At 66.4% G+C, this 19,451-nt stretch carries 18 protein-coding genes; 10 read left to right on the top strand and 8 right to left on the bottom strand.

What is annotated here, in order from left to right; genetic code table 11:
* Nucleotides 1-125 precede the first annotated feature (125 nt).
* From ccoP to ccoN, 4 genes are read right to left on the bottom strand one after another with little or no spacing between them, the layout of a single operon-like run.
* A complete protein-coding gene (gene ccoP / locus IEW01_RS03780; protein WP_188526250.1) occupies nucleotides 126-992 on the bottom strand; it encodes a cytochrome-c oxidase, cbb3-type subunit III in 867 nt (288 codons plus the stop codon).
* 13 nt (nucleotides 993-1,005) lie between these two features.
* A complete protein-coding gene (locus IEW01_RS03775) occupies nucleotides 1,006-1,206 on the bottom strand; it encodes a cbb3-type cytochrome c oxidase subunit 3 (protein ID WP_188526249.1) in 201 nt (66 codons plus the stop codon).
* Between the two features lie 12 nt (nucleotides 1,207-1,218).
* Complete coding sequence (gene ccoO, locus IEW01_RS03770) at nucleotides 1,219-1,968, bottom strand: cytochrome-c oxidase, cbb3-type subunit II (RefSeq protein ID WP_188526248.1); 750 nt, start codon at nucleotides 1,966-1,968, stop codon at nucleotides 1,219-1,221.
* 14 nt (nucleotides 1,969-1,982) lie between these two features.
* A complete protein-coding gene (ccoN, locus tag IEW01_RS03765) occupies nucleotides 1,983-3,578 on the bottom strand; it encodes a cytochrome-c oxidase, cbb3-type subunit I (RefSeq protein WP_188526247.1) in 1,596 nt (531 codons plus the stop codon).
* Between the two features lie 296 nt (nucleotides 3,579-3,874).
* Between ccoN and IEW01_RS03760 the strand changes: the two genes are divergently transcribed.
* The gene (locus tag IEW01_RS03760; RefSeq protein ID WP_188526246.1) at nucleotides 3,875-4,714 is read left to right on the top strand and encodes a universal stress protein; all 840 of its coding nucleotides are present in this window, start codon (nucleotides 3,875-3,877) and stop codon (nucleotides 4,712-4,714) included.
* A gap of 145 nt (nucleotides 4,715-4,859) precedes the next feature.
* Here the strand turns inward: IEW01_RS03760 and IEW01_RS03755 are convergent, their stop codons facing one another.
* The gene (locus tag IEW01_RS03755) at nucleotides 4,860-6,104 is read right to left on the bottom strand and encodes a M20 family metallo-hydrolase (protein ID WP_188526245.1); all 1,245 of its coding nucleotides are present in this window, start codon (nucleotides 6,102-6,104) and stop codon (nucleotides 4,860-4,862) included.
* On the bottom strand, nucleotides 6,094-6,759 hold the full coding sequence (locus tag IEW01_RS03750; protein WP_188526244.1) for a DUF1028 domain-containing protein: 666 nt from the start codon (nucleotides 6,757-6,759) through the stop codon (nucleotides 6,094-6,096). The genes IEW01_RS03755 and IEW01_RS03750 overlap by 11 nt, the downstream gene beginning before the upstream one ends.
* Nucleotides 6,760-6,861: 102 nt before the next feature.
* Between IEW01_RS03750 and IEW01_RS03745 the strand changes: the two genes are divergently transcribed.
* From IEW01_RS03745 to IEW01_RS03725, 5 genes are all read left to right on the top strand, one after another.
* Nucleotides 6,862-8,439 (top strand): ABC transporter substrate-binding protein, encoded by a 1,578-nt coding sequence (locus IEW01_RS03745; protein WP_188526243.1) that lies wholly within the window; start codon nucleotides 6,862-6,864, stop codon nucleotides 8,437-8,439.
* 122 nt (nucleotides 8,440-8,561) lie between these two features.
* Nucleotides 8,562-9,509 (top strand): ABC transporter permease, encoded by a 948-nt coding sequence (locus tag IEW01_RS03740; RefSeq protein ID WP_188526242.1) that lies wholly within the window; start codon nucleotides 8,562-8,564, stop codon nucleotides 9,507-9,509.
* The gene (locus IEW01_RS03735) at nucleotides 9,506-11,377 is read left to right on the top strand and encodes a dipeptide/oligopeptide/nickel ABC transporter permease/ATP-binding protein (protein WP_188526241.1); all 1,872 of its coding nucleotides are present in this window, start codon (nucleotides 9,506-9,508) and stop codon (nucleotides 11,375-11,377) included. The genes IEW01_RS03740 and IEW01_RS03735 overlap by 4 nt, the downstream gene beginning before the upstream one ends.
* Nucleotides 11,374-12,330 carry an ABC transporter ATP-binding protein gene (locus IEW01_RS03730; protein WP_188526240.1) on the top strand — a complete coding sequence of 319 codons (957 nt, stop codon included), beginning with the start codon at nucleotides 11,374-11,376 and terminating at the stop codon, nucleotides 12,328-12,330. Before IEW01_RS03735 ends, IEW01_RS03730 begins: the two co-directional genes overlap by 4 nt.
* Nucleotides 12,299-13,066, top strand: coding sequence for a FadR/GntR family transcriptional regulator (locus IEW01_RS03725; protein WP_188526239.1), 768 nt, complete (start codon nucleotides 12,299-12,301; stop codon nucleotides 13,064-13,066). The genes IEW01_RS03730 and IEW01_RS03725 overlap by 32 nt, the downstream gene beginning before the upstream one ends.
* Here the strand turns inward: IEW01_RS03725 and IEW01_RS03720 are convergent.
* Entirely contained in the window at nucleotides 13,053-13,952 is a 900-nt protein-coding gene (locus tag IEW01_RS03720) for a LysR family transcriptional regulator (RefSeq protein WP_188526238.1), read from the bottom strand. The two genes, IEW01_RS03725 and IEW01_RS03720, sit on opposite strands and share 14 nt — an antisense overlap.
* Before the next feature lie 181 nt (nucleotides 13,953-14,133).
* Between IEW01_RS03720 and IEW01_RS03715 the strand changes: the two genes are divergently transcribed.
* Together IEW01_RS03715 and IEW01_RS03710 are read left to right on the top strand one after the other, a co-directional pair.
* Entirely contained in the window at nucleotides 14,134-14,856 is a 723-nt protein-coding gene (locus IEW01_RS03715; protein ID WP_188526237.1) for a DUF4386 domain-containing protein, read from the top strand.
* Nucleotides 14,857-14,912: 56 nt separating this feature from the next.
* Nucleotides 14,913-15,617, top strand: a complete 705-nt coding sequence (locus tag IEW01_RS03710) for an NAD(P)-dependent oxidoreductase (protein WP_188526236.1) — start codon at nucleotides 14,913-14,915, stop codon at nucleotides 15,615-15,617.
* Between the two features lie 9 nt (nucleotides 15,618-15,626).
* On the opposite strand, the gene IEW01_RS03705 is transcribed toward IEW01_RS03710, so the two are convergent.
* Nucleotides 15,627-16,421 carry an IclR family transcriptional regulator gene (locus IEW01_RS03705; protein ID WP_188526235.1) on the bottom strand — a complete coding sequence of 265 codons (795 nt, stop codon included), beginning with the start codon at nucleotides 16,419-16,421 and terminating at the stop codon, nucleotides 15,627-15,629.
* A 148-nt stretch (nucleotides 16,422-16,569) separates the two neighbouring features.
* On the opposite strand from IEW01_RS03705, the gene IEW01_RS03700 reads away from it, so the two are divergent.
* Both IEW01_RS03700 and IEW01_RS03695 read left to right on the top strand, forming a co-directional pair.
* Nucleotides 16,570-17,892, top strand: a complete 1,323-nt coding sequence (locus IEW01_RS03700) for an aromatic ring-hydroxylating dioxygenase subunit alpha (RefSeq protein ID WP_188526234.1) — start codon at nucleotides 16,570-16,572, stop codon at nucleotides 17,890-17,892.
* 85 nt (nucleotides 17,893-17,977) lie between these two features.
* Nucleotides 17,978-19,444 carry a glutamine synthetase family protein gene (locus IEW01_RS03695; RefSeq protein WP_188526667.1) on the top strand — a complete coding sequence of 489 codons (1,467 nt, stop codon included), beginning with the start codon at nucleotides 17,978-17,980 and terminating at the stop codon, nucleotides 19,442-19,444.
* The last annotated feature ends 7 nt before the right edge of the window (nucleotides 19,445-19,451 follow it).

The following is a 19,451-nucleotide window of genomic DNA, read 5'->3' as shown; positions in this document are numbered from 1 at the left end:
AGGGCCGGGGTTTCCCCCGACCCTTCGAATTGGTGGCACCGACCCCGGAGAAACGCGCGAACAGGATCAGGGGCCGGTGCCTTTCCGGGGAAGTGAGGCCCCGGAACTTCGTGTGCTGGCCGGCGTTACTCGCCGCCGCCCAGCTGGTGAACATAAGCGGCGACGCCATTGATCTGGGACTCGTCCAGACCAACGCCCTCGGCGCCCCACGCCGGCATCACGCCGAACGGGCCAACGCGGACCGAATGCTCGACCTCTTGGAACGAGCTGCCATAGAGCCAGATCGCATCGGTGAGGTTCGGCGCACCCTGCAACCGGTCGCCGGTTCCGTCTTCCAGGTGGCAGGCCGCGCAGTTGTCGAGGAAGACCACTTCCCCGGCGGTCACATCGCCCTGCTCGTTCTCGAGGCCCGAGAGCGACCGAACGTAGGCGACGACGTTGGTGATTTCCTCGTCGGAGAGGTAATCATCGCCGAACGCGGGCATTTCCGAATAGCGGGCGTCGAAATCGTCCTCGTTACGGATGCCGTGCCGGATGGTGTAGGCAATCTCCTCGATGTCACCGCCCCAGATCCAGTCGTTGTCGAGCAGGTTCGGGTAACCCTTCGCTCCCGCCGCGCCGGAACCGTGGCACTGCGAACAGAACGTGGCGAAGGTCGCGCGGCCCGACTGGATCGCGTAGGAATAGATCTCCTCGTTGTCCGCGAGCGTGGTAAGATCCGCGCTTGCAAGCTGGGCCTTCACCTCGGAGTTCATATCCTCGAACCGCTCGATCTCGGCCTGCACGTTGGCGCGGGTCGAAAATCCGAGCAGGCCGGGCGTGGCCCCCTTCACCAGCGGCCAGGCCGGGTAGGCGATGGTGTAGCCGATTCCCCAGATGATGGTTGCGTAGAAAATCCAGACCCACCAGCGCGGCAGCGGATTGTTGTATTCTTCGATGCCATCCCACTCGTGTCCCGTGGTATTGACCTTGTTTTTATCGTCTTTGCTCAAAGCCGGTCCTCCTTCACTGAGCGCCGGGGGTGTCCCCGTCACCGGCAGGTTTGTCTTCGTGGCGGAAAGGGATGTTGGCGGTGTCCTTGTGGACGGCGTTGCTGCCCGGGCGGAAGGCCCAGACAACAACCCCGATGAAGAACACGAACATTGCAAGAAGCATCCAGCTGTCCGCGAAAGCGCGGAAGATGGAATATGTGTCCTGTCCTTCCATCACACCTCTCCCTTAACGGCTTGCAACAGGTTCGAAGGTCGAGAAATCGACCATCGTGCCCAGCACCTGCAGATAGGCGATGATCGCGTCCATCTCGGTGACTTCGGGCTGTCCGTCGAAGTTGCGCGTCTGCGCGCCCGGGTACCGTTCAAGCAGGGCGTCCGGGTCGGCATCCGCGAAGATGTTCCCGTTCGGATCGACCTGGCTCCAGAAGTCCGCCACGGCCATTTCCATCTGCTCGTCAGTGTAGGGCACGCCCACGAAACGGTTGGTCGCCATGGTATCCTCGACGAAGGTGCTGTCGGGCGAGATCACCCGGTTCATCAGGAAGGCATACTTCGGCATCACCGATTCCGGCACGACGGATTGCGGATCCATCATGTGGTCCACGTGCCATTCGTCCGAGTAGCGGCCCCCGACGCGGGCGAGGTCGGGCCCCGTCCGCTTCGAGCCCCACTGGAACGGGTGGTCGTACATCGACTCCGCCGCCAGCGAGTAATGGCCGTAGCGCTCCACCTCGTCGCGCATGGGCCGGATCATCTGCGAGTGGCAGACATAGCAGCCCTCGCGGATATAGATATTCCGGCCCGTGAGCTCGAGCGGGGAGTAGGGGCGCACGCCCTCTACGTCCTCGATCGTGTTCTCGAGGTAGAACAGCGGCGCGATCTGGACGATGCCGCCCACGCTCACAACCAGGAGCGAGAAGATCAGCAGAAGCGTGACGTTCTTCTCGAGGATGACGTGTTTGTCTATAAGTGCCATCTGTCCGGCCCTCCTTATTCAGCCGGTGCCGCGGCGGTCGCCGGCCGTGCAGCCGGTGCCCGAACAACGGTCATCCAAAGGTTGTAGGCCATGATGATCGCGCCGGTGAGGTAGAGAATACCACCGGTGCCACGCACCACATACATCGGGAACTTGGCCGCCACGGTGTCGGCGAAGGAGTTCACGAGGAAGCCCTGCGCATCGACTTCGCGCCACATCAGGCCTTCCATGATCCCGGTCACCCACATCGACGCGGCGTAGAGCACGATGCCGATGGTGGCGAGCCAGAAGTGCCAGGAAACGAGACGGAGCGAGTAGAGGCCCGTCTTGTTCCACAGGCGCGGGAACAGGAAGTAGAGCGCGCCGAAGGTGATCATGCCGTTCCAGCCGAGCGCACCCGAGTGCACGTGGCCGATCGTCCAGTCGGTGTAGTGCGAGAGCGAGTTCACCGCCTTGATCGACATCATCGGGCCTTCGAAGGTCGACATGCCGTAGAAACCGACCGAAACAACCATCATCCGGATGACCGGATCGGTGCGAAGCTTGTCCCAGGCGCCCGAGAGCGTCATCAGGCCGTTGATCATGCCGCCCCAGGAGGGCATCCACAGGATCACCGAGAACACCATGCCGAGGGTCGAGGCCCAGTCCGGCAGCGCGGTGTAGTGCAGGTGGTGCGGACCGGCCCAGATGTAGATGAAGATCAGCGCCCAGAAGTGGATGATCGACAGCTTGTAGGAGAACACCGGGCGCTCGGCCTGCTTCGGCACGAAGTAATACATCATGCCGAGGAAGCCCGCGGTCAGGAAGAAGCCGACGGCGTTGTGGCCATACCACCACTGCGTCATGGCGTCCTGCACACCGGCGAAGACCTGAACCGACTTGGAGCCGAACAGCGACACCGGGATCGACAGGTTGTTGACCACGTGCAGCATGGCGATGGTGATGATGAACGACAGGTAGAACCAGTTGGCCACGTAGATGTGGGGTTCCTTGCGCTTCATCAGCGTGCCCATGTAGAGCAGGAGATAGCCGACCCAGACGATGGTGAGCCACCAGTCGACGTACCATTCGAACTCGGCGTATTCCTTGCCTTGGGTGGCACCGAGCACGTAGCCCGTCGCCGCGAGAAGGATGGTGATCTGGTAGCCCCAGAACACGAACCACGCGAGGGAATCATTCCAGAGCCGTGCGCCGGTGGTGCGCTGGACCACGTAGAACGAGGTGGCGAGAAGGCCGGTGCCGCCGAAAGCAAAGATCACCGCCGAGGTGTGCAGCGGGCGCAGGCGCCCGAAGTTGAGGTAACCTTCCGCCCAGCCGAAATTGAGTTGCGGGAAGGCCAGCTGGAAAGCGATCCATGTGCCGACCAGAAAGCCGACCACGCCCCAGAACGCCGTCAGGATCACGCCGATCCTTACTGGCCCGTCCATGTATCCGGTCTTGGGTGCCAGTTCGCCACCCATCTGCCGTAGCGTAACGATGAACGCCACGACGGCGCTCAGAAACCCGATGAGAGCCGCGACCAGATAGGCCAGGTCTCGGGCTTCACTCGCGAGGTAGAGGGTCAGCACAGCGAGCAGACCGAATACCACAAGTTTGAAGTAATCCCACATTTCACGTCCCTTTGTCTTATCCAGCTCCCCACTGCGCATACACTTCGAGCGTGGGGACACTTGTCGACTTTCGCGGGTTTGGACGGTAACCTCCAGCACCGCTTTGATCCATGTCAATTTCGTGTTCCTCCCCGCGCCCTGTCGCCGCACCTCCTTGAACCGCGGGGCGCGACTTCCGGCGCAGTCCGCGCGGAGATTGACCCATGTCAAGGAAACCGGGGGCTGCCGGGTGCACGATTTCCGCCAGCCGTCACGAAACACCGTGGCGAATGAACTAAACGAAGAAGGGGCTCGCTATGGCCTTCCGGACAATCACCACGATCCTGACCGACCCCGACCTGAACGCGTCGGCTCTGAAGGCGGCGATGGATCTCGCCCGCCGCGAGGACGCGCATCTCGACGTGCTTTGCCTCGGCCTCGACCGTACGCAACCGGGGTTCTACTATGCCGGTGCAAACGCAATGGTCGTTCAGGACAATCTCACCCAGGCACGGGAGGATTCGACAAGGCTCGAGGCTTTCGCCCGTGAAATGCTGCAAGGCGCCGACTTCAATTGGTCGGCAACCGGAATATCGGCGCAGATGGTGGCCCTGAACGGGCTCGTCGCGCACCGCACCCGGTTTTCCGATCTCGTCGTGCTCTCGCGCCCCTACGGCCAGGGCCGCGGCCACGATTGCGAGGCGATCACCGAGGCGGCGATGTTCGACGGCGATGTGCCGGTTCTGATCCAGCCCGACGACACCGATCTGCCCGAACAGATCAACACCGTTCTCGTCGCGTGGAATGAAAGCAACGAGGCGTTGCGCGCGGTTCGCGCCGCGCTGCCGCTGCTGCAGCGCGCCGAGAACGTCAACATCGCCATCGTCGATCCGCCCCAGCACGGGCCGGAGCGGTCCGACCCGGGCGGCTCACTGAGCCAGATGCTCAGCCGCCACGGGGTGCGCCCCGAGGTTTCGGTGCTTTCGAAGACGATGCCCCGCGTCTGTGACGTGTTGACGCGCCATGCCGGGGATATCGACGCGGACCTCATCGTGATGGGGGCCTACGGCCATTCGCGGTTCCGGGAATCGATCCTCGGAGGCGCAACGCGCAACATGCTGGAGCTTTCGCAGGTTCCGGTGCTGATGGCGCACTGACAGTTTCGTTCTCCCTGAAGGACTGGCCGGGGCCGCGTGCTCCGGCCCTTTTTTGAACGGGAGATGACAGCGCCCCGCTTCCGGGATCGGAAGCGCCAGCGCGGTCGCTGGTCTTGTGCCTTCGCGAAACCGCCGAGTCGGGCCTTCAGACCGTGACGGGCGCAGGCTCGAGGCTTCCCAGGAATGCGGCGATCGCGTCGATGGCCCGGCCCATGTCCGCCGCCGTGGCATGTTCTTCCGGGCGGTGGCTCACGCCGTTGGCGCAGCGCAGGAACAGCATGGCGATCGGGCAAAGGTCGGCCATCGCGGAGGCATCGTGTGTGGCCCCCGATGGCAGCGCCAGGCCCCGGCCGCCGGTGGCGCGCACCGCCTCCGCAAGGATGCACGATAACGCCTGGTCGCAGGGCGCGGCAGGCTGGTGATAACTGCGGTGCATGTCTATCCCGAGGCCGCGTTCGGCCGCCATCCGTTGCGCGAAATCTTTCAGATCCTGCCCGGCCCGCTCGCGCACCGCGTCTTCGGGCGCGCGCAGTTCCACCGTGAGGCGCGCCTCGCGCGGCACCGCGTTCACCGCCCCCGGGAGCACCGACAGCGTGCCCACAGTTCCCAGCAGCCCCGGCTCGGCGCGCGCCATCCGGTCGACTTCGCCGACCAGCGCCGCCGCCCCCACCAGCGCGTCGCGGCGCATGTGCATGGGCAACGTGCCCGCGTGCCCGGTTTCGCCGGTGAGCACCACCGGATGGCGCTCGATGCCGCAGATCGCGGTGACCACGCCCAGCGCCTCGCCTTCCGCCTCCAGCACCGGGCCTTGCTCGATATGCGCTTCGAGATAGCCGATGATCCCGGCCGGATCGCGCTTGAGCGCCGGGATTGCGCTCGGGTCGAGCCCGAAGCTGCGCATCGCGTCGCGCAGGCGGATACCGGCGGCGTCTTTCATCTCGAGCACCGCAGGGTCGAAGGTGCCCGCGAGCGCCCGCGGCCCGATCAGCGCGGTGGGAAAGCGCACGCCCTCCTCATCGGCGAAAGCCAGAACCTCGACGGCGAAGGGCAGATCCACGCCCTCGTCGCGAAGCTTTTCGAGCGCGAGGATCGGCAGCACCACGCCCATGATCCCATCGAACGCACCGCCTTCCCGCACGCTGTCCTGGTGCGACCCGATCAGGAAGGTGGGCGCGCCGGGCGGGCCTTCGCGGCGGCCGATCAGGGTTCCGGCCGCATCGAGGTGGACCTCGAGCCCGACCTCGGCCATCCAGCCCTTGAGGATGTCCAGCGCCCGGCCATGCTCGGGCGTGAACGGCAACCGGGTGACGCCCGGGCCGGGTTCAGATACCTCGGCCAGCTCGGCCAGGCGCGCGGCGGCGTGCGCGCCCCAGTCGCGGTCAGCCTTCATAGGTGCGCTCCGGGTTTTCCAGCGCGGGCACCTGCCGCGCCCATTTGCCGTAATCGCCGGTGGTGGCGCGGGTGTGCAGCTCGCCAAGCGCGTCCAACGGATCTTCCGCGTAATCCACCCGTAGGGTGAGCGGCGCATGCGAGGGCGACAGCACCAGAAGCGCCGCCGACATCAACCCGCGCGAATCGCTCCCTGCCGAATCAGCCGCGCGCAGCCCCGCGAGCAGGCGTTCGGAAAAACTGCCCGTCGCCGCGAGGAAGCCATCGACCAGCGCCTCGATCACCTCCGGACCCGCCAGCATGTTGCCCGCCGCCACACCGCCATCGAACACGCGCTCTGCCCGCGTGGGCGTGTTTTCGGCGCCGGTGAACACCGCGCCCGGACCTTCCAGCGGCAGCGCCGCCAACTGGCGCTGGGCCCGGCCGGAATCCGGGCCTGTCACGGCTTCGATCGCCTTTTTCGCATTGTGTCCGGAAGCCATCAGGTCGAGCACATCCTCGCCCCAGAAGGTGGAGGGTGCCATGCCCTGGCTCGCGCTCATCCCGCCGGCGAGGCTGCCACGCAGAACCCAGCCGCCGACGCACAGGCTGCCCGTCGCCGCGGCGCCACCGATGGCGCCGGTCTCGGGATCGCGGGCAAGAAGTGAAAAGGTCATGTCTCCTCCAAAATTCACTTCTTTCCATCTATCATGAAAAATTGACCGAAACAATTAATCATGATAATTATCGGCCATCCAAACCAACTGGGAGAGCCTGACATGAAACCGATTGAATGGACGCGGCGCAGCCTGTTCGCGGCCGCTGCCGGGATGGCGATGGCGGCGAGCCTCGGCGCGCCGGCGCTGGCACAGACCCCGCCCGGCGTGCTCATCGTGGGCCAGATCGCCGAGCCGAAATCGCTTGACCCGGCGGCGGTGACCGCGGTGAATGATTTCCGCATCCTCGTGAACCTCTACGAGGGCCTCTTGCAATATGCGCCCGGCACGCTGGAAGTGGCGCCGGCCCTTGCCGAGAGCTGGGACGTTTCCGAAGACGGCACCGTCTACACCTTCAACCTGCGCGAGGGCGTGACGTTCCACGACGGCACGCCGTTCAATGCCGAGGCGGTGAAGTTCAACTTCGACCGGATGCTGAACGAGGATCACCCCTACCACGACACCGGGCCCTTCCCGCTCGCCTTCTTCTTCTCGGCGGTGCAGGAAACCACCGTGGTGGATGACCTGACCGTGCAGTTCACGCTCAACGAACCCTACGCGCCGTTCCTGTCGAACCTCGCCTACCCGACCGGGCTGATGGTGTCGCCCGCCGCCGTCGAAGCCCACGGCGCCGACTTCGGCCGCAACCCGGCCGGCACCGGGCCGTTCAAGTTCGCCGAGTGGCGCTCGAACGAGGCGGTGGTGATCGAGAAGAACGACGATTACTGGGGTGAACCCGCCGGCACCGACGCCGTGGTGTTCCGCCCGATCACCGACGCCAACACCCGCGTCGCCGAGATGCTCGCCGGTGGCATCGACATGATGGTGGAAGTGCCGCCGACCGCGCTCAGCGAGTTCGAGGGCACGGATTTCACCATCGTCGAACAGGCCGGGCCGCACGTCTGGTTCCTGATCCTGAACGCCAAGGAAGGCCCGTTCGCCGACAAGCGCGTGCGCCAGGCCGCGAACTACGCGATCAACAAGGAAGCGATCGTGAACGACGTGCTGGAAGGCACCGCCGACGTGGCTGCCGGGCCGATCCCGCCCGCGTTCGCCTGGGCCTACAACGAGGATCTCGATCCCTACCCCTACGACCCAGCGCGCGCGCGCGAGCTGCTCGCCGAGGCCGGGGCCGAGGGTGCGGAGCTGACCTTCTACGTCACCGAAGGCGGCTCGGGCATGCTCGATCCGATCCCGATGGGCACCGCGATCCAGGCCGATCTGAAGGCCGTGGGGCTCGATGTGAAGATCGAAACCTACGAGTGGAACACCTTCCTCGGAGAGGTGAACCCCGGACTCGAGGGCAAGGCGGACATGGCCGAAATGGCCTGGATGACCAACGACCCCGACACCCTGCCCTTCCTCGCGCTGCGCACCGAGGCCTGGCCGGAGGCCGGCGGCTTCAACTCTGGCTACTACTCCAACCCGGAAGTCGACGCCCTGCTCGAAGAGGCGCGCGTCGCCACCGATCAGGGCCGCCGTGCCGAGCTCTACAAGGAGATGCAGGCGATCGTGCAGGAGGACGCGCCCTGGGTCTTCGTGGCGAACTGGAAGCAGAACGCCGTGACCAGCGACAAGGTGGAGAACTTCGGCCTCGAGCCCTCGTTCCTGCTGCTGCTGCGTGACGTGGTGAAGAACTGAACGGTTTCGGGCCGCCTTTCGGCGGCCCGACCCATGCGGGGGGCGCTGCCCCCCGCGCCCCCCGAGGTATTTTCAGACCCAAGAAGGGGGGGACGCCTTTTCGACACCGGGGGGGGAGTGCCATGGGCGCCTATATCCTGAAACGACTTCTGTCCGCGATCCCGGTGCTGCTCGGCATTACCGTGATCGTGTTCCTGATCATGGCGATGATCCCCGGCGACCCGGCCACCGCGATCCTCGGCAGCTACGCCACGCCCGAGAACGTGGCCAAGATCAACCGAGACCTCGGCCTCGATCAACCGCTGGTCAATCGCTACTTCATCTGGCTCGGCAACATGCTGACCGGCGATTTCGGCCGCTCGTTCAGCCTCAACCGGCCCGTGCTCGACGAGATCCTCGACCGGTTCAACGCCACGCTGGTGCTCGCCGGGGTCAGTTTCGTGCTCGCCTCGGTGCTCGGCATCCTGGCCGGGGTCGTCTCCGCGGCGCGGCAATACGGGCTCGCCGACAAGCTCATCACCTTCACCGTGATCATCGGCATCTCGGTGCCCTCGTTCTTCCTCGGCATGATGATGATTCTCTTGTTCGCGGTGAACCTGCGCTGGCTGCCGGTTTCGGGCATGTACGCGATCTATGGCGGCGGCGACCTGCCCGATCTTCTGCGCCACTTGATCATGCCCGCCTCGGCGCTGGCGGTGGTGGCCACCGGGGTGATCGCCCGCCTCAGCCGTTCGGCGATGCTCGAAGTGCTCCGGCAGGACTACATCCGCACCGCACGCGCCAAGGGCGTTGACGAGCGCCGGGTGATCATGGGCCATGCCCTGCGCGCGGCGATGGTGTCGATCATTCCGGTTCTCGGCATCCAGGCGGGTTTCGTTCTGTCGGGGTCCGTCTACATCGAGATCGTGTTCCAGTGGCCCGGCGTGGGCCGGATGCTGGTGGACGCGATCCTCAAGCGCGACCTCCTGCTGGTGCAGGGCGGCGTCGTCTTCGTTGCCGCCTGCTACGTATTCTTCAACATCGTGGTGGACGTGGCGCAATCGCTGCTCGATCCGAGGATCAAGACATGATCTCCTTCCTCAAGCTGTTGTTCCGCAACCGGCTGGCGGCGATGGGCGCGGTGGTGCTCTCCGCGATCCTGATCCTCGCGGTGATCACGCCGATCCTGCCCCTCGCCGATCCCGACGCGATCTCCACTGCCGACCGCTTCAAGCGGCCGTTCAGCGAGGGCCACCTGCTCGGCACAGATCACCTCGGCCGAGACCTGCTGTCGCGGCTGCTCTGGGGCACGCGGCTTTCGCTCGCCGTGGGCATCTTCGCCGCCCTGATCGCCGCCTCGATCGGCTCCGCCATCGGCATCATCGCGGGTTACTTCGGCGGGCGCACCGACAACGTGATCATGCGCGCCGTCGACATGCTGATGGCCTTTCCCTACATCCTGCTCGCGCTCGCCATCGTCGCGGCCCTCGGGCCCGGACTGGTCAACGCGCTGATCGCGGTGGCCGCCGTCAACATCCCGTTCTTCGCCCGAAACATCCGCGGCGTGACCGTGGGACTGGCCGGGCGCGAGTTCGTCGACGCCGCCCGGCTTGCGGGCATGGGCCACGGCCGCATCATCCTCACGGAACTTCTGCCCAACGTCGCCTCGACCATCGTGATCGCGATGTCGACCACCGTTGGCTGGATGATCCTCGAAACCGCCGGCCTTTCCTTTCTCGGCCTCGGCAGCCAGCCGCCGCAGGCCGACCTCGGCTCGATGCTGGGCGAGGCGCGCTCGGCGTTGATCACCGCGCCGCACACCTCGATCGTGCCCGGGGTGATGATCTTCCTGATCGTGATGAGCATCAACCTGCTGGGCGACGGCGTGCGCGACGCGCTCGATCCGCGGCTGCGCTCGGGCGCCCTCACCCGGCCGCGCGCCGTCACCCTCGTCGACCGTCGCGGCAACGTGCCGCGCGCCGACCAGAAGGGATTGCTCAACATCCAGGAGCTGGAGACGCAATTCCATGTCGGCCCGCGCATCTACCGCGCGGTCAACCGGGTTTCGCTGCACGTGAACCCGGGCGAGGCGATCGGGCTGATCGGCGAATCGGGATCGGGCAAGTCGGTGACGGCGCTCAGCGTGATGGGGCTGGTCGCCTCGCCGCCCGGCGTGATCACCGGCGGCGCGGTGCGCTACGCTGGTGAAGACCTGCTGGCGGCGAGCTACGACAGCCTGCGCGCCAAGCGTGGCCAGAACGTCGCCTATATCTTCCAGGACCCGCTCAGCACGCTCCACCCGCTCTACCGCGTGGGCGATCAGCTGATCGAGGCGATCCAGGCCCACAACCGGGTGCCCGAGACGCAAGCGCGCGCCGAGGCGATCGAGCTTCTGAAATCCGTGCGCATCCCGAACCCCGAGAGCCGCATTCACAACTATCCGCACGAGATGTCGGGCGGCATGCGGCAGCGGGTCGGCATCGCCATGGCGCTCGCCAACGATCCCGACGTGATCATCGCCGACGAACCCACCACGGCGCTCGACGTCACGGTGCAGGCGCAGATCCTGAGCCTGCTCGACGATCTGCGCCGTGAACGGGGGCTGGCGATCATCTTCATCACCCATGATTTCGGCGTGGTGGCGCAATTGTGCGACCGGGTGGCGGTGATGTATGGCGGCCGGATCGTCGAGGAAGGTCCGACCGAGACCATTCTCGAACACCCCGCACACCCCTATACCAAGAAGCTCATGGCCTGCGTGCCCGAACTCGGCGGCGGCAAGCGCCGGCTCGAGGCGATCCCCGGTCTGCCGCCGGTGGTGCACGAGTTGCCGCCCGGCTGCGCCTTCGCTCCGCGCTGCGAAAAGGCGACCGAGGCCTGCCGCGCGGGCGAGATACCGCTCGCGGGCACCGAAACCCACACCGTGCGCTGTATCGACCCCGAGGAGGAATTGGCATGACCGCCCTGAAGGTGACCGATCTTTCAAAGACCTTCCCGGTTGGCGGCGGGCTGTTCCGCGCGCCGAAAACCGCGGTGCGCGCGGTGCGGCCGATGTCGTTCGAGGTGGCCGAGGGAGAGACTCTGGGGATCGTCGGCGAATCGGGCTGCGGCAAGTCCACGCTGGCGCGGATGCTGGTGGGCCTGCTCGAACCGACCACCGGGCGGATCGAGATCGAGGGCAAGCCGCTCGACAACGCCGATCCGGCCGCCTTCGGCAAGTTGATCCAGTATGTCTTTCAGGATCCGGTCTCCTCGCTCAACCCGCGCAAGACGATCCGCCAGATCATGGAAGCGCCATTGAAACGGCTCTACGGCATGGACCGCGAGGAACGCGCCGCGCGCATCCGCGAGATCTTCGCCAGCGTGAACCTGCGCGAGGATTTCCTCGACCGCTATCCGCACGAGTTTTCCGGCGGGCAGGCGCAGCGCATCGGCGTCGCCCGGGCGCTGGCCGCGGCGCCCCGGATCATCATCCTCGACGAGCCGGTCTCGGCGCTCGACGTTTCGGTGCAGGCGCAGGTGCTGAACCTGCTGGCGGATCTCAAGAGCGAGTTCAACCTCACCTACCTGTTCATCTCCCACGATCTCGCCGTGGTCGAGGCGGTATCGGACCGGATCCTCGTGCTCTACTTCGGCACCGTGGTCGAGATCGGACCGGCCAGGGAGGTTTTCAAAACCCCCCGTCACCCCTATACGAAGCTCCTGGCAGACAGCGCCCCGGTTGTCGGGCGGCCGCTCAAGGCCCCCGAGCAGAAGGACAGTGAACTGCCCGATCCGCTGAACCCGCCGCCCGGCTGCGCCTTCGTCACCCGCTGCCCGCGCGCGACCGACCGCTGCCGCACGGCGGAGCCGAAACTGAGACCGTTGGGAGAGCACCAGCTTGCCGCCTGCCACCATCCCCTCGAAGGCTGAAACGCCCCGGCTGAGCCGTCCGGCGCAAGTGGCCGAAGCGATCAAGGACTGGATCGTGCAGGAACATTTCGGCGCGGGCGACCGGCTGCCGTCGGAGCCCGAACTCATCGAGCGCTTCGGGATGGCCAAGGGCACGATCCGCGAGGCGATGCGCATTCTCGAAGCGCAGGGACTGGTAAAGAGCCGCACCGGGCCGGGCGGCGGCACCTTCGTGCACGAGGTCTCGAAGGAACGCGCCCGGGCGCTTCTGGGCAATTACTTCTATTTCCAGGACCTCACGATCAAGGACATCTACCAACTCCGCCGGGTGCTCGAGCCGGAACTGGCCGCGTCGCTGGCGGGGCAGCTATCGAAGGATGTTCTGGGCCGGCTCGAAGCGATCATCGGCGAATATTCCGAGCCCGCGCGCACGCTCGACGAGGAGCGCGAGCAGCACGTGGCCTCGTTGCGGTTCCACGCTCTGCTCGCCGAGCAATCCGGCAACGCGCTGCTCGGCTTCCTGATCGACTTCATGGTGAACATGCTGGCCGATCTCACCGTCTACCGACGGCTCTATTCGCCGCCGAACCTCGAACTTTGGGAGAAGGGCAAGGCCTTCCAGCTCGAACTGATCGACGCGCTCAGGATCGGCGACGCCGACACCGCGCGGCTGGTGATGCGCGATCACATGGAGACGGCGCAGAAGCTCATGGAAGGGCAGGAAGCCGAGATGCAGCGTCGCTTCATTTCGGAATAGGCGCCTTCAACGCGTCGGCGAGAAAATCGAACACGAAGCGCAGCCGGCGGTTTCGGTGTATCTCGCGATGCGCCACCAGCCATAACGGAAACTCGAAGGGCGCGATCCCGGGCACGGCACGTCGCACGGCCGGGTCGGCGTCGCCGATACGGTCGTCGATGACACCGAGGCCAAGGCCCTCCTTCACCATCGCCCACATCGCCGGGTAGCTTGCGCAACGGAAGGGGAAATTGGCCGTCGTGAGGCCGAGGCCCTGCCGGTTGAGCCACTCCAGCATCATGCCGTTGGAATCGAGGTCGATGATCTGAGCGCGGGCAAGGTCTTGCGGCCTTGTGAACGGGCCCCGGCGTTCGAGGTAGGCGGGCGTGCCGTAGAACCGCGCCGTCGCATCGCGGATCTTGCGGGCCACGAGTTCGGGCTCGCGCGGGCGGAAATTCCGAAGCGCGATGTCGGCCTCCCTGCGCAGAAGATCGGCGGCATCGTTGGCGGCGATCACCTCGATGCGGATATGCGGCTCGGCGGCGTGCAGCCGGGCGAGGATCGGTGGCAGCACCATCGCCGCATAGGCATCGCTGGCCGAAATCGAAACCTCGCCTTCCATCGCATCGTTCTGGCCAAAGGCCGTCATCGACATCCGGCTCGCCGCCTCGCCCATCGCGCGCACGTGGTCGAGCAGTTCGTAGCCTGCGGGCGTCAGGTGCAAACCGCGCCCGACGCGCTCGAAGAGGACAACGCCGAGTTCCTGCTCCAGTGCGTCGACCTGCCGCCCGAGCGTGGGCTGGGCAAGCCCGAGGGCGCGCGCCGCCGCGGAGAGCGAGCCTTCCTCGGCGGTGACGAGAAAGGCCCGCGCGCGGTTCCAGTCGAAATTCACCGATCGCCAATCCATGCATTACTGCATACCACGAAGGCGAAATTGGTCAATTTTATTTAGGTTTCCCGCACGCTACACCCCTCATGTGCCCCACGGGTGCCGCGACAGACTTCAACCAGACCGGGCTCACCTCCAACGCCCCGCGCATGGCCGCGGGAGCGACCGGGACCGGCTTGTCCATTGAAAGGAAACGATAATGAATGTATTCAACGACCCCCAGTCCCGCCGATATGCCCGGCTCACGGGCGCCTTCTACGTCACCATCGCCATCGCCGGCGGCTTCTCCATCCTCTGGGTGCCCTCGCAGTTGCAGGTGGCGGGCGATGCCGCAGCCACCTTCGCCAACATCCTCGCCAATCGCGGGCTCTACGCAGCCGGGATCGGCGGCGAGGTGGTGATCCTGGTCGCCGAAATCATGGCCACCGCGATGCTCTACTTCATGTTCAAGCCGGTGAACGCCACTCTCTCCTTCGCCGCGGCCCTGGCCCGGCTCTCGATGGTGGGCGTGATGGCCGCGATGCTGTTCTTCCACGCCGCCGCCTATGCGCTGGCCGATCCGGGCAGCACGCTCGCCAGCTTGTCCGAGGCGCAGCGGTTCGACCTCGCGGGCCTGATGCTCGCCGTCCACGACGCCGGCGTCTGGGTCTGGCAGATCTTCTTCACGATCCACCTCGCCATTCTCGGCCAACTGGTCGCCCGCTCCGGCCGCTATCCGCGCCTGCTCGGCCATGCGATGACGCTCGGCTCCGTCGGCTACCTGCTCGACACGCTCTCGGCCACCGTGCTGACCGGCTCGGCGGCGCTCGCCACAATCACCGGCGTCTTCCTCGCCATCGTCACCTTGGCGGAAGTCGGTTTCGCGCTGTGGCTTCTCATCCGCGGCCCGCGCCCGGCCACCCCGGCCCCGGCCTTCGCCTGACGCCACACCGCGCGGGCGGCCCCACCGCCCGCGCCTCCATTCGAAAGGAACAAGCAATGAAACGCATCTGCATCATCGGCATCTCCGGCAAGCTCGGCCAATACATGACCGAACATGCCCTCGCCCGCGGCTACGAGGTGGTGGGCGTCTGCCGCCCCGAGAGCGTGGACAAGCTCGAACGCTTCAAGGGCCGGATCACCATCATCCCCGGCCGCACCAACGACCGCGAGGTGATCGCCCGAGCGGTGCAAGGCTGCGACGGCGTGCTCACCGTCCTCGCGCCCTGGGGCACCGAAAACTACGCCTCCGGCACGGCCCAGGCGGTGCTCGACTTCGCCGACCCCGGCGCGCGGCTCATCTTCTCCTGCGGCTGGCACATCAGCCGAGACGGCAAAGACCGCTACTCGTGGAAGCTCAAGGCCTTCGTCGCCGTCTTCGGCAAGATCGCCCGGGCCCTTCGCCTCGTCGATCTGAACGACCAGGTCGAGGCCACCAACCGCATTTTCGGCTCCGAAAGGCTCTGGACGGTGGTGCGCGGCTCCGACCTGGAAGAAGGCGAAAGCGAGGGTTTGCCGGTCTGGTCTCGCCACGTGGGCGACCCGGTGCTGGCTTCGAACCTGACCCGGCGCACCGACTTCGCGCTGTTCATGGTCCATGCCCTGACCGATGACCGGCTGATCCGCGAGGCCCCGGCCATCGTCGGGCGCAACACCGCCTCGGCCCGCGCCCACCCGCAGGCGGCACAGTCGGTTCCGGCCTGACAGGCGCGCCTAGGTCACGTCGCCGTTTCCGGGGCTTGCGCCCGCGAACGGCGGCGTATGCGCCAGTTCCGCCGCCGCGCGGCGCAGCGTGGAAACGGTGGCCAGAACCGCGCCCTCGGCTTCGAACCTCGCGTGGAAGTCGGACACGCCCAACACCGCGCGCACATCATCGGGCGGGCCGACCGGCACGGCGATGCCTGTCACGCCCGCCTCGAAGCCACCACGCGCAACCGCGTAGCCCTGCGCAGCGGTGCTGGCGATTTCCGCCGCGATCCGCGCGCGATCAGTTTCGGTTTCGGGGGTCAGGGGGGTGAGCGGGGCCTCGGCGATGAGACGCTGCCGTTGCGCTTGCGGGGCATGGGCCAGCAGCATCCGGCCCATCGCGGTGTGCAGGAGCGGCAGGCGGCTGCCGATGGTGAAACCGAAGGTCACCGCGCTGTCGGCCAGCGTCGATTGCGCCACGAGCAGCGCCCGGTCTTCATCGAGAAGCGCCAAGGATACACCGAGGCCAAGCCCGGCGGCGGCACGGTTGAGCACCGGCTGAACCCTTGTGCCGAAGCCCTGCCCGCGCAGAAACCCCGCCGCCAGCACCAACACGCGGGGGGTGAGGGAGAAGGTTCGCCCTTGTTTATGGACGTAGCCAAGCCGGACCAGCGTGAGCACGAGACGGCGAGCGGTGGCCGGGTCGAGCCCGGTCTGGCGGGCGATCTCGGCCAGCGTCAACGCCGCGCGGTCTTCGTCGAACACCCGCAGCACGGCGAGCCCCTTCATGAAGGTCAGCGAGATATCGCGATCCTGTTCCATGCGCTCGACGGGCCTTCCTGCGGTGCTCTTGCCCCTTTTTGCGCCAAGACGCGCGCGAGTGCGACCGAAAACCGCAGGAGGTTCTTGCCTATGCGACAATTTGTGCGATTATCGACGGAATTGGATTCGAACGCGCGGAGAGACAGCCATGATCAGCCAGGACCTCAACGACACCATCACCAAGACCGGCCCCGGCACGCCTGCCGGCGAGGTCATGCGCCGCTATTGGCAGCCCGCGGCGCTTGCCGACGAACTCGAAGGCAAGCGCCCGGTGGTTCCGGTGCGGCTCCTGGGCGAGGATCTGGTGCTGTTCCGCGACGAAGAGGGCAAGCTCGGCCTGATCGGGCGGCGCTGCCCGCACCGCGGCGTCGATCTGTGCTATGGCCGGCTCGAAGACAACGGCTTGCGCTGCCCGTTCCACGGCTGGCACTTCAACCGCGAGGGCCAATGCGTCGAGCAGCCGGGCGAGCCGGAGGGCAGCCGGATGCACGAAAACATCCGCACCGCCGCCTACCCGGTGGTGGAGAAGAACGGCATCATCTTCGCCTACATGGGGCCGGGTGAGCCGCCCGCCTTCCCCGATTTCGATTGTTTCCGCGCGCCCGATACCCACGTCTTCGCCTTCAAGGGGCTGTGGGAATGCAACTGGCTGCAGGCGCTCGAAGTGGGGATCGACCCCGCCCACGCCTCCTTCCTCCACCGCTTCCTGCAGGATGAAGACCCGGCCGACAGCTACGGCAAGCAGTTCCGCGACAAGGCCGCGAACACCGAGATCCCGATGACGCAGCTCCTGCGCGAATATCCGCGCCCCGAGATCAGCGTGGAAGACACCGAGTTCGGCATGCGGATCATCGCCCTGCGCCACCTCGACGACGGGCGCACCCATGTGCGCGTGACCAACCAGATCTTCCCCGAGGCGATCACCATCCCGATGAGCCGCGAGATGATCATCACCCAGTGGCACGTGCCGATCGACGATGAAAACTGCTACTGGTATTCGATGTTCACGAGCTACGGCGAGCCGGTGAACAAGGCGCTGATGCGCGAGCAGCGGCTCAAGGAGCACCGCCTTCCCGATTACGCCCCGCTCAAGAACGCGCGCAACAACTGGGGCTACAACCCCGACGAACAGGCGCGCGAGACCTATACGGGCATGGGGCTCGACATCAACGTGCACGACCAGTGGGCGGTCGAGAGCATGGGGCGGATCCAGGACCGCACCGAGGAACACCTCGGCAAGACCGACACCGCCATCATCCGCTACCGGCGCAAGCTGCGCGCGGCGATCGCGGCGCTCGGCGAGGGCAAGGAAGAGGAATTGCCGATGCGCGGCGGCGTCGATCCGGCCACGATCCACGGCCCGGCGGCGAACGACACCCTGTGCAGCGACGGCGACTGGCAGCGGGCCTACACCGAGGGCGACGCCGCCCGGCGCGCCGCCTGCACCGGCTGGGACGCGACGATCGACTGAGGCTTCTCAGCAAAATGACCTTGCCTTGGCGCAGCGGCTCGCCCACCCTGTGAGCCGCCCCGCGCCGCGCGACAGCCTTGGGATGATGCACGTGACACAAGCCGACCACGACCGGATCGCCTCCGGACAACTGGCCCGCATGGGGCTGATCGACGCCGACTGGACCCGCGCCGCCGTCGAGGCCGTCGCCCGGGTGCGGGCGGAGGGGATCGAAACCGTGCGCGTAGTCTTCGCCGATCAGCACGGGGTGCTGCGCGGCAAGGCGGTGGTGGCCGAGGCGCTCGTTTCGGTCTTCGCCAACGGGCTCGCCGCGCCCTCGACGCTCCTGCTCAAGGACACCTCGCACCGCACCGCCTTCCCGGTGTGGTCGGCGGAGAGCGGTATCGGTTCGGGGCCGATGGACGGCGCGGGCGATATCCTGCTCGTGCCGGACCCGGCGAGCTTCCGCCCGCTGCCCTGGTCACCGCATTCGGCCTGGCTGATGTGCGATGCGCATTTCCGCACCGGTGCGCCGATCGGCTTCGCCCCGCGCGAGGTTCTGCGCCGCGCGACGGGTCAGCTTGCCGACCGGGGGATGGAACTCGTGGTGGGGCTGGAGGTGGAGTTCCACGTCTTCCACCTCGACGACCCGCGCCTCGCTCATGGCGACACCACCATGCCGGCCCGCGCGCCGGAAACCCGCGCGCTGGCGCATGGCTACCAGTTTCTCACCGAAACGCTCTATGACCGGCTCGAGCCGGTGATGGACCGCTTGCGCCGCGCCTCCGCCGAGCTGGGCCTGCCGCTGCGCTCGATGGAAGTGGAGATGGGGCCGAGCCAGTTCGAGTTCACCTTCGATCCGGCCAGCCCGATGGCGCATGCCGACAACATGGTGATGTTCCGCACCCTGGTGAAGGAAGTCTGCGCCCGCGAGGGGCTGCACGCCACCTTCATGTGCCGCCCCAAGGTCGAGAACGCCGCCGCCAGCGGCTGGCACATCCACCAGTCGCTGGTAAACGCCGAGGGGCGCAACCTGTTCATGCCCGAGGCAGAGGGGGCGCTCACGCCGGTGGCCGGGCAATGGATCGCGGGGCTTCTGGCCCACGCGCGCGAAAGCTGCCTGATCACCACGCCCACGGTGAACGGCTACAAGCGTTACCAGCCGTTCCAGCTCGCCCCCGATCGCATCCAGTGGGGCGAAGACAATCGCGGCGCGATGGTCCGGGCGCTGATGAAGCCGGGCGATGCGGCCAGCCGGATCGAGAACCGCGTGCCGGAGCCTGCCGCCAACCCCTATTACCTCTTCGCCACGCAGATCGCGGGCGGGTTGTCGGGGATCTCGCAGGGGCTCACCCCGCCCGCGAAGGTCGAAACCCCTTATGACGCCGACGCCGAGCGCCTGCCCACCTCGCTGCTCGATGCGATCACTGCCTTCGAGGGCTCACAGATGTTCCGCGCCACTTTCGGCGACGAGTTCGTCGATTACCTCGCCCGGCTCAAACGCGCCGAGTGGGACCGCTACGTCGCCACGCTCTCGGAGTGGGAGCAGGCGGAATACTTCTCGTTGTTCTGAGCACGCC

The sequence above is a fragment of the Sinisalibacter lacisalsi genome (assembly GCF_014640115.1).
Lineage (GTDB): Bacteria > Pseudomonadota > Alphaproteobacteria > Rhodobacterales > Rhodobacteraceae > Sinisalibacter > Sinisalibacter lacisalsi.
Note: the sequence above shows the minus strand (reverse complement) of the source record. Positions and strands in the feature narration are given on the sequence as shown.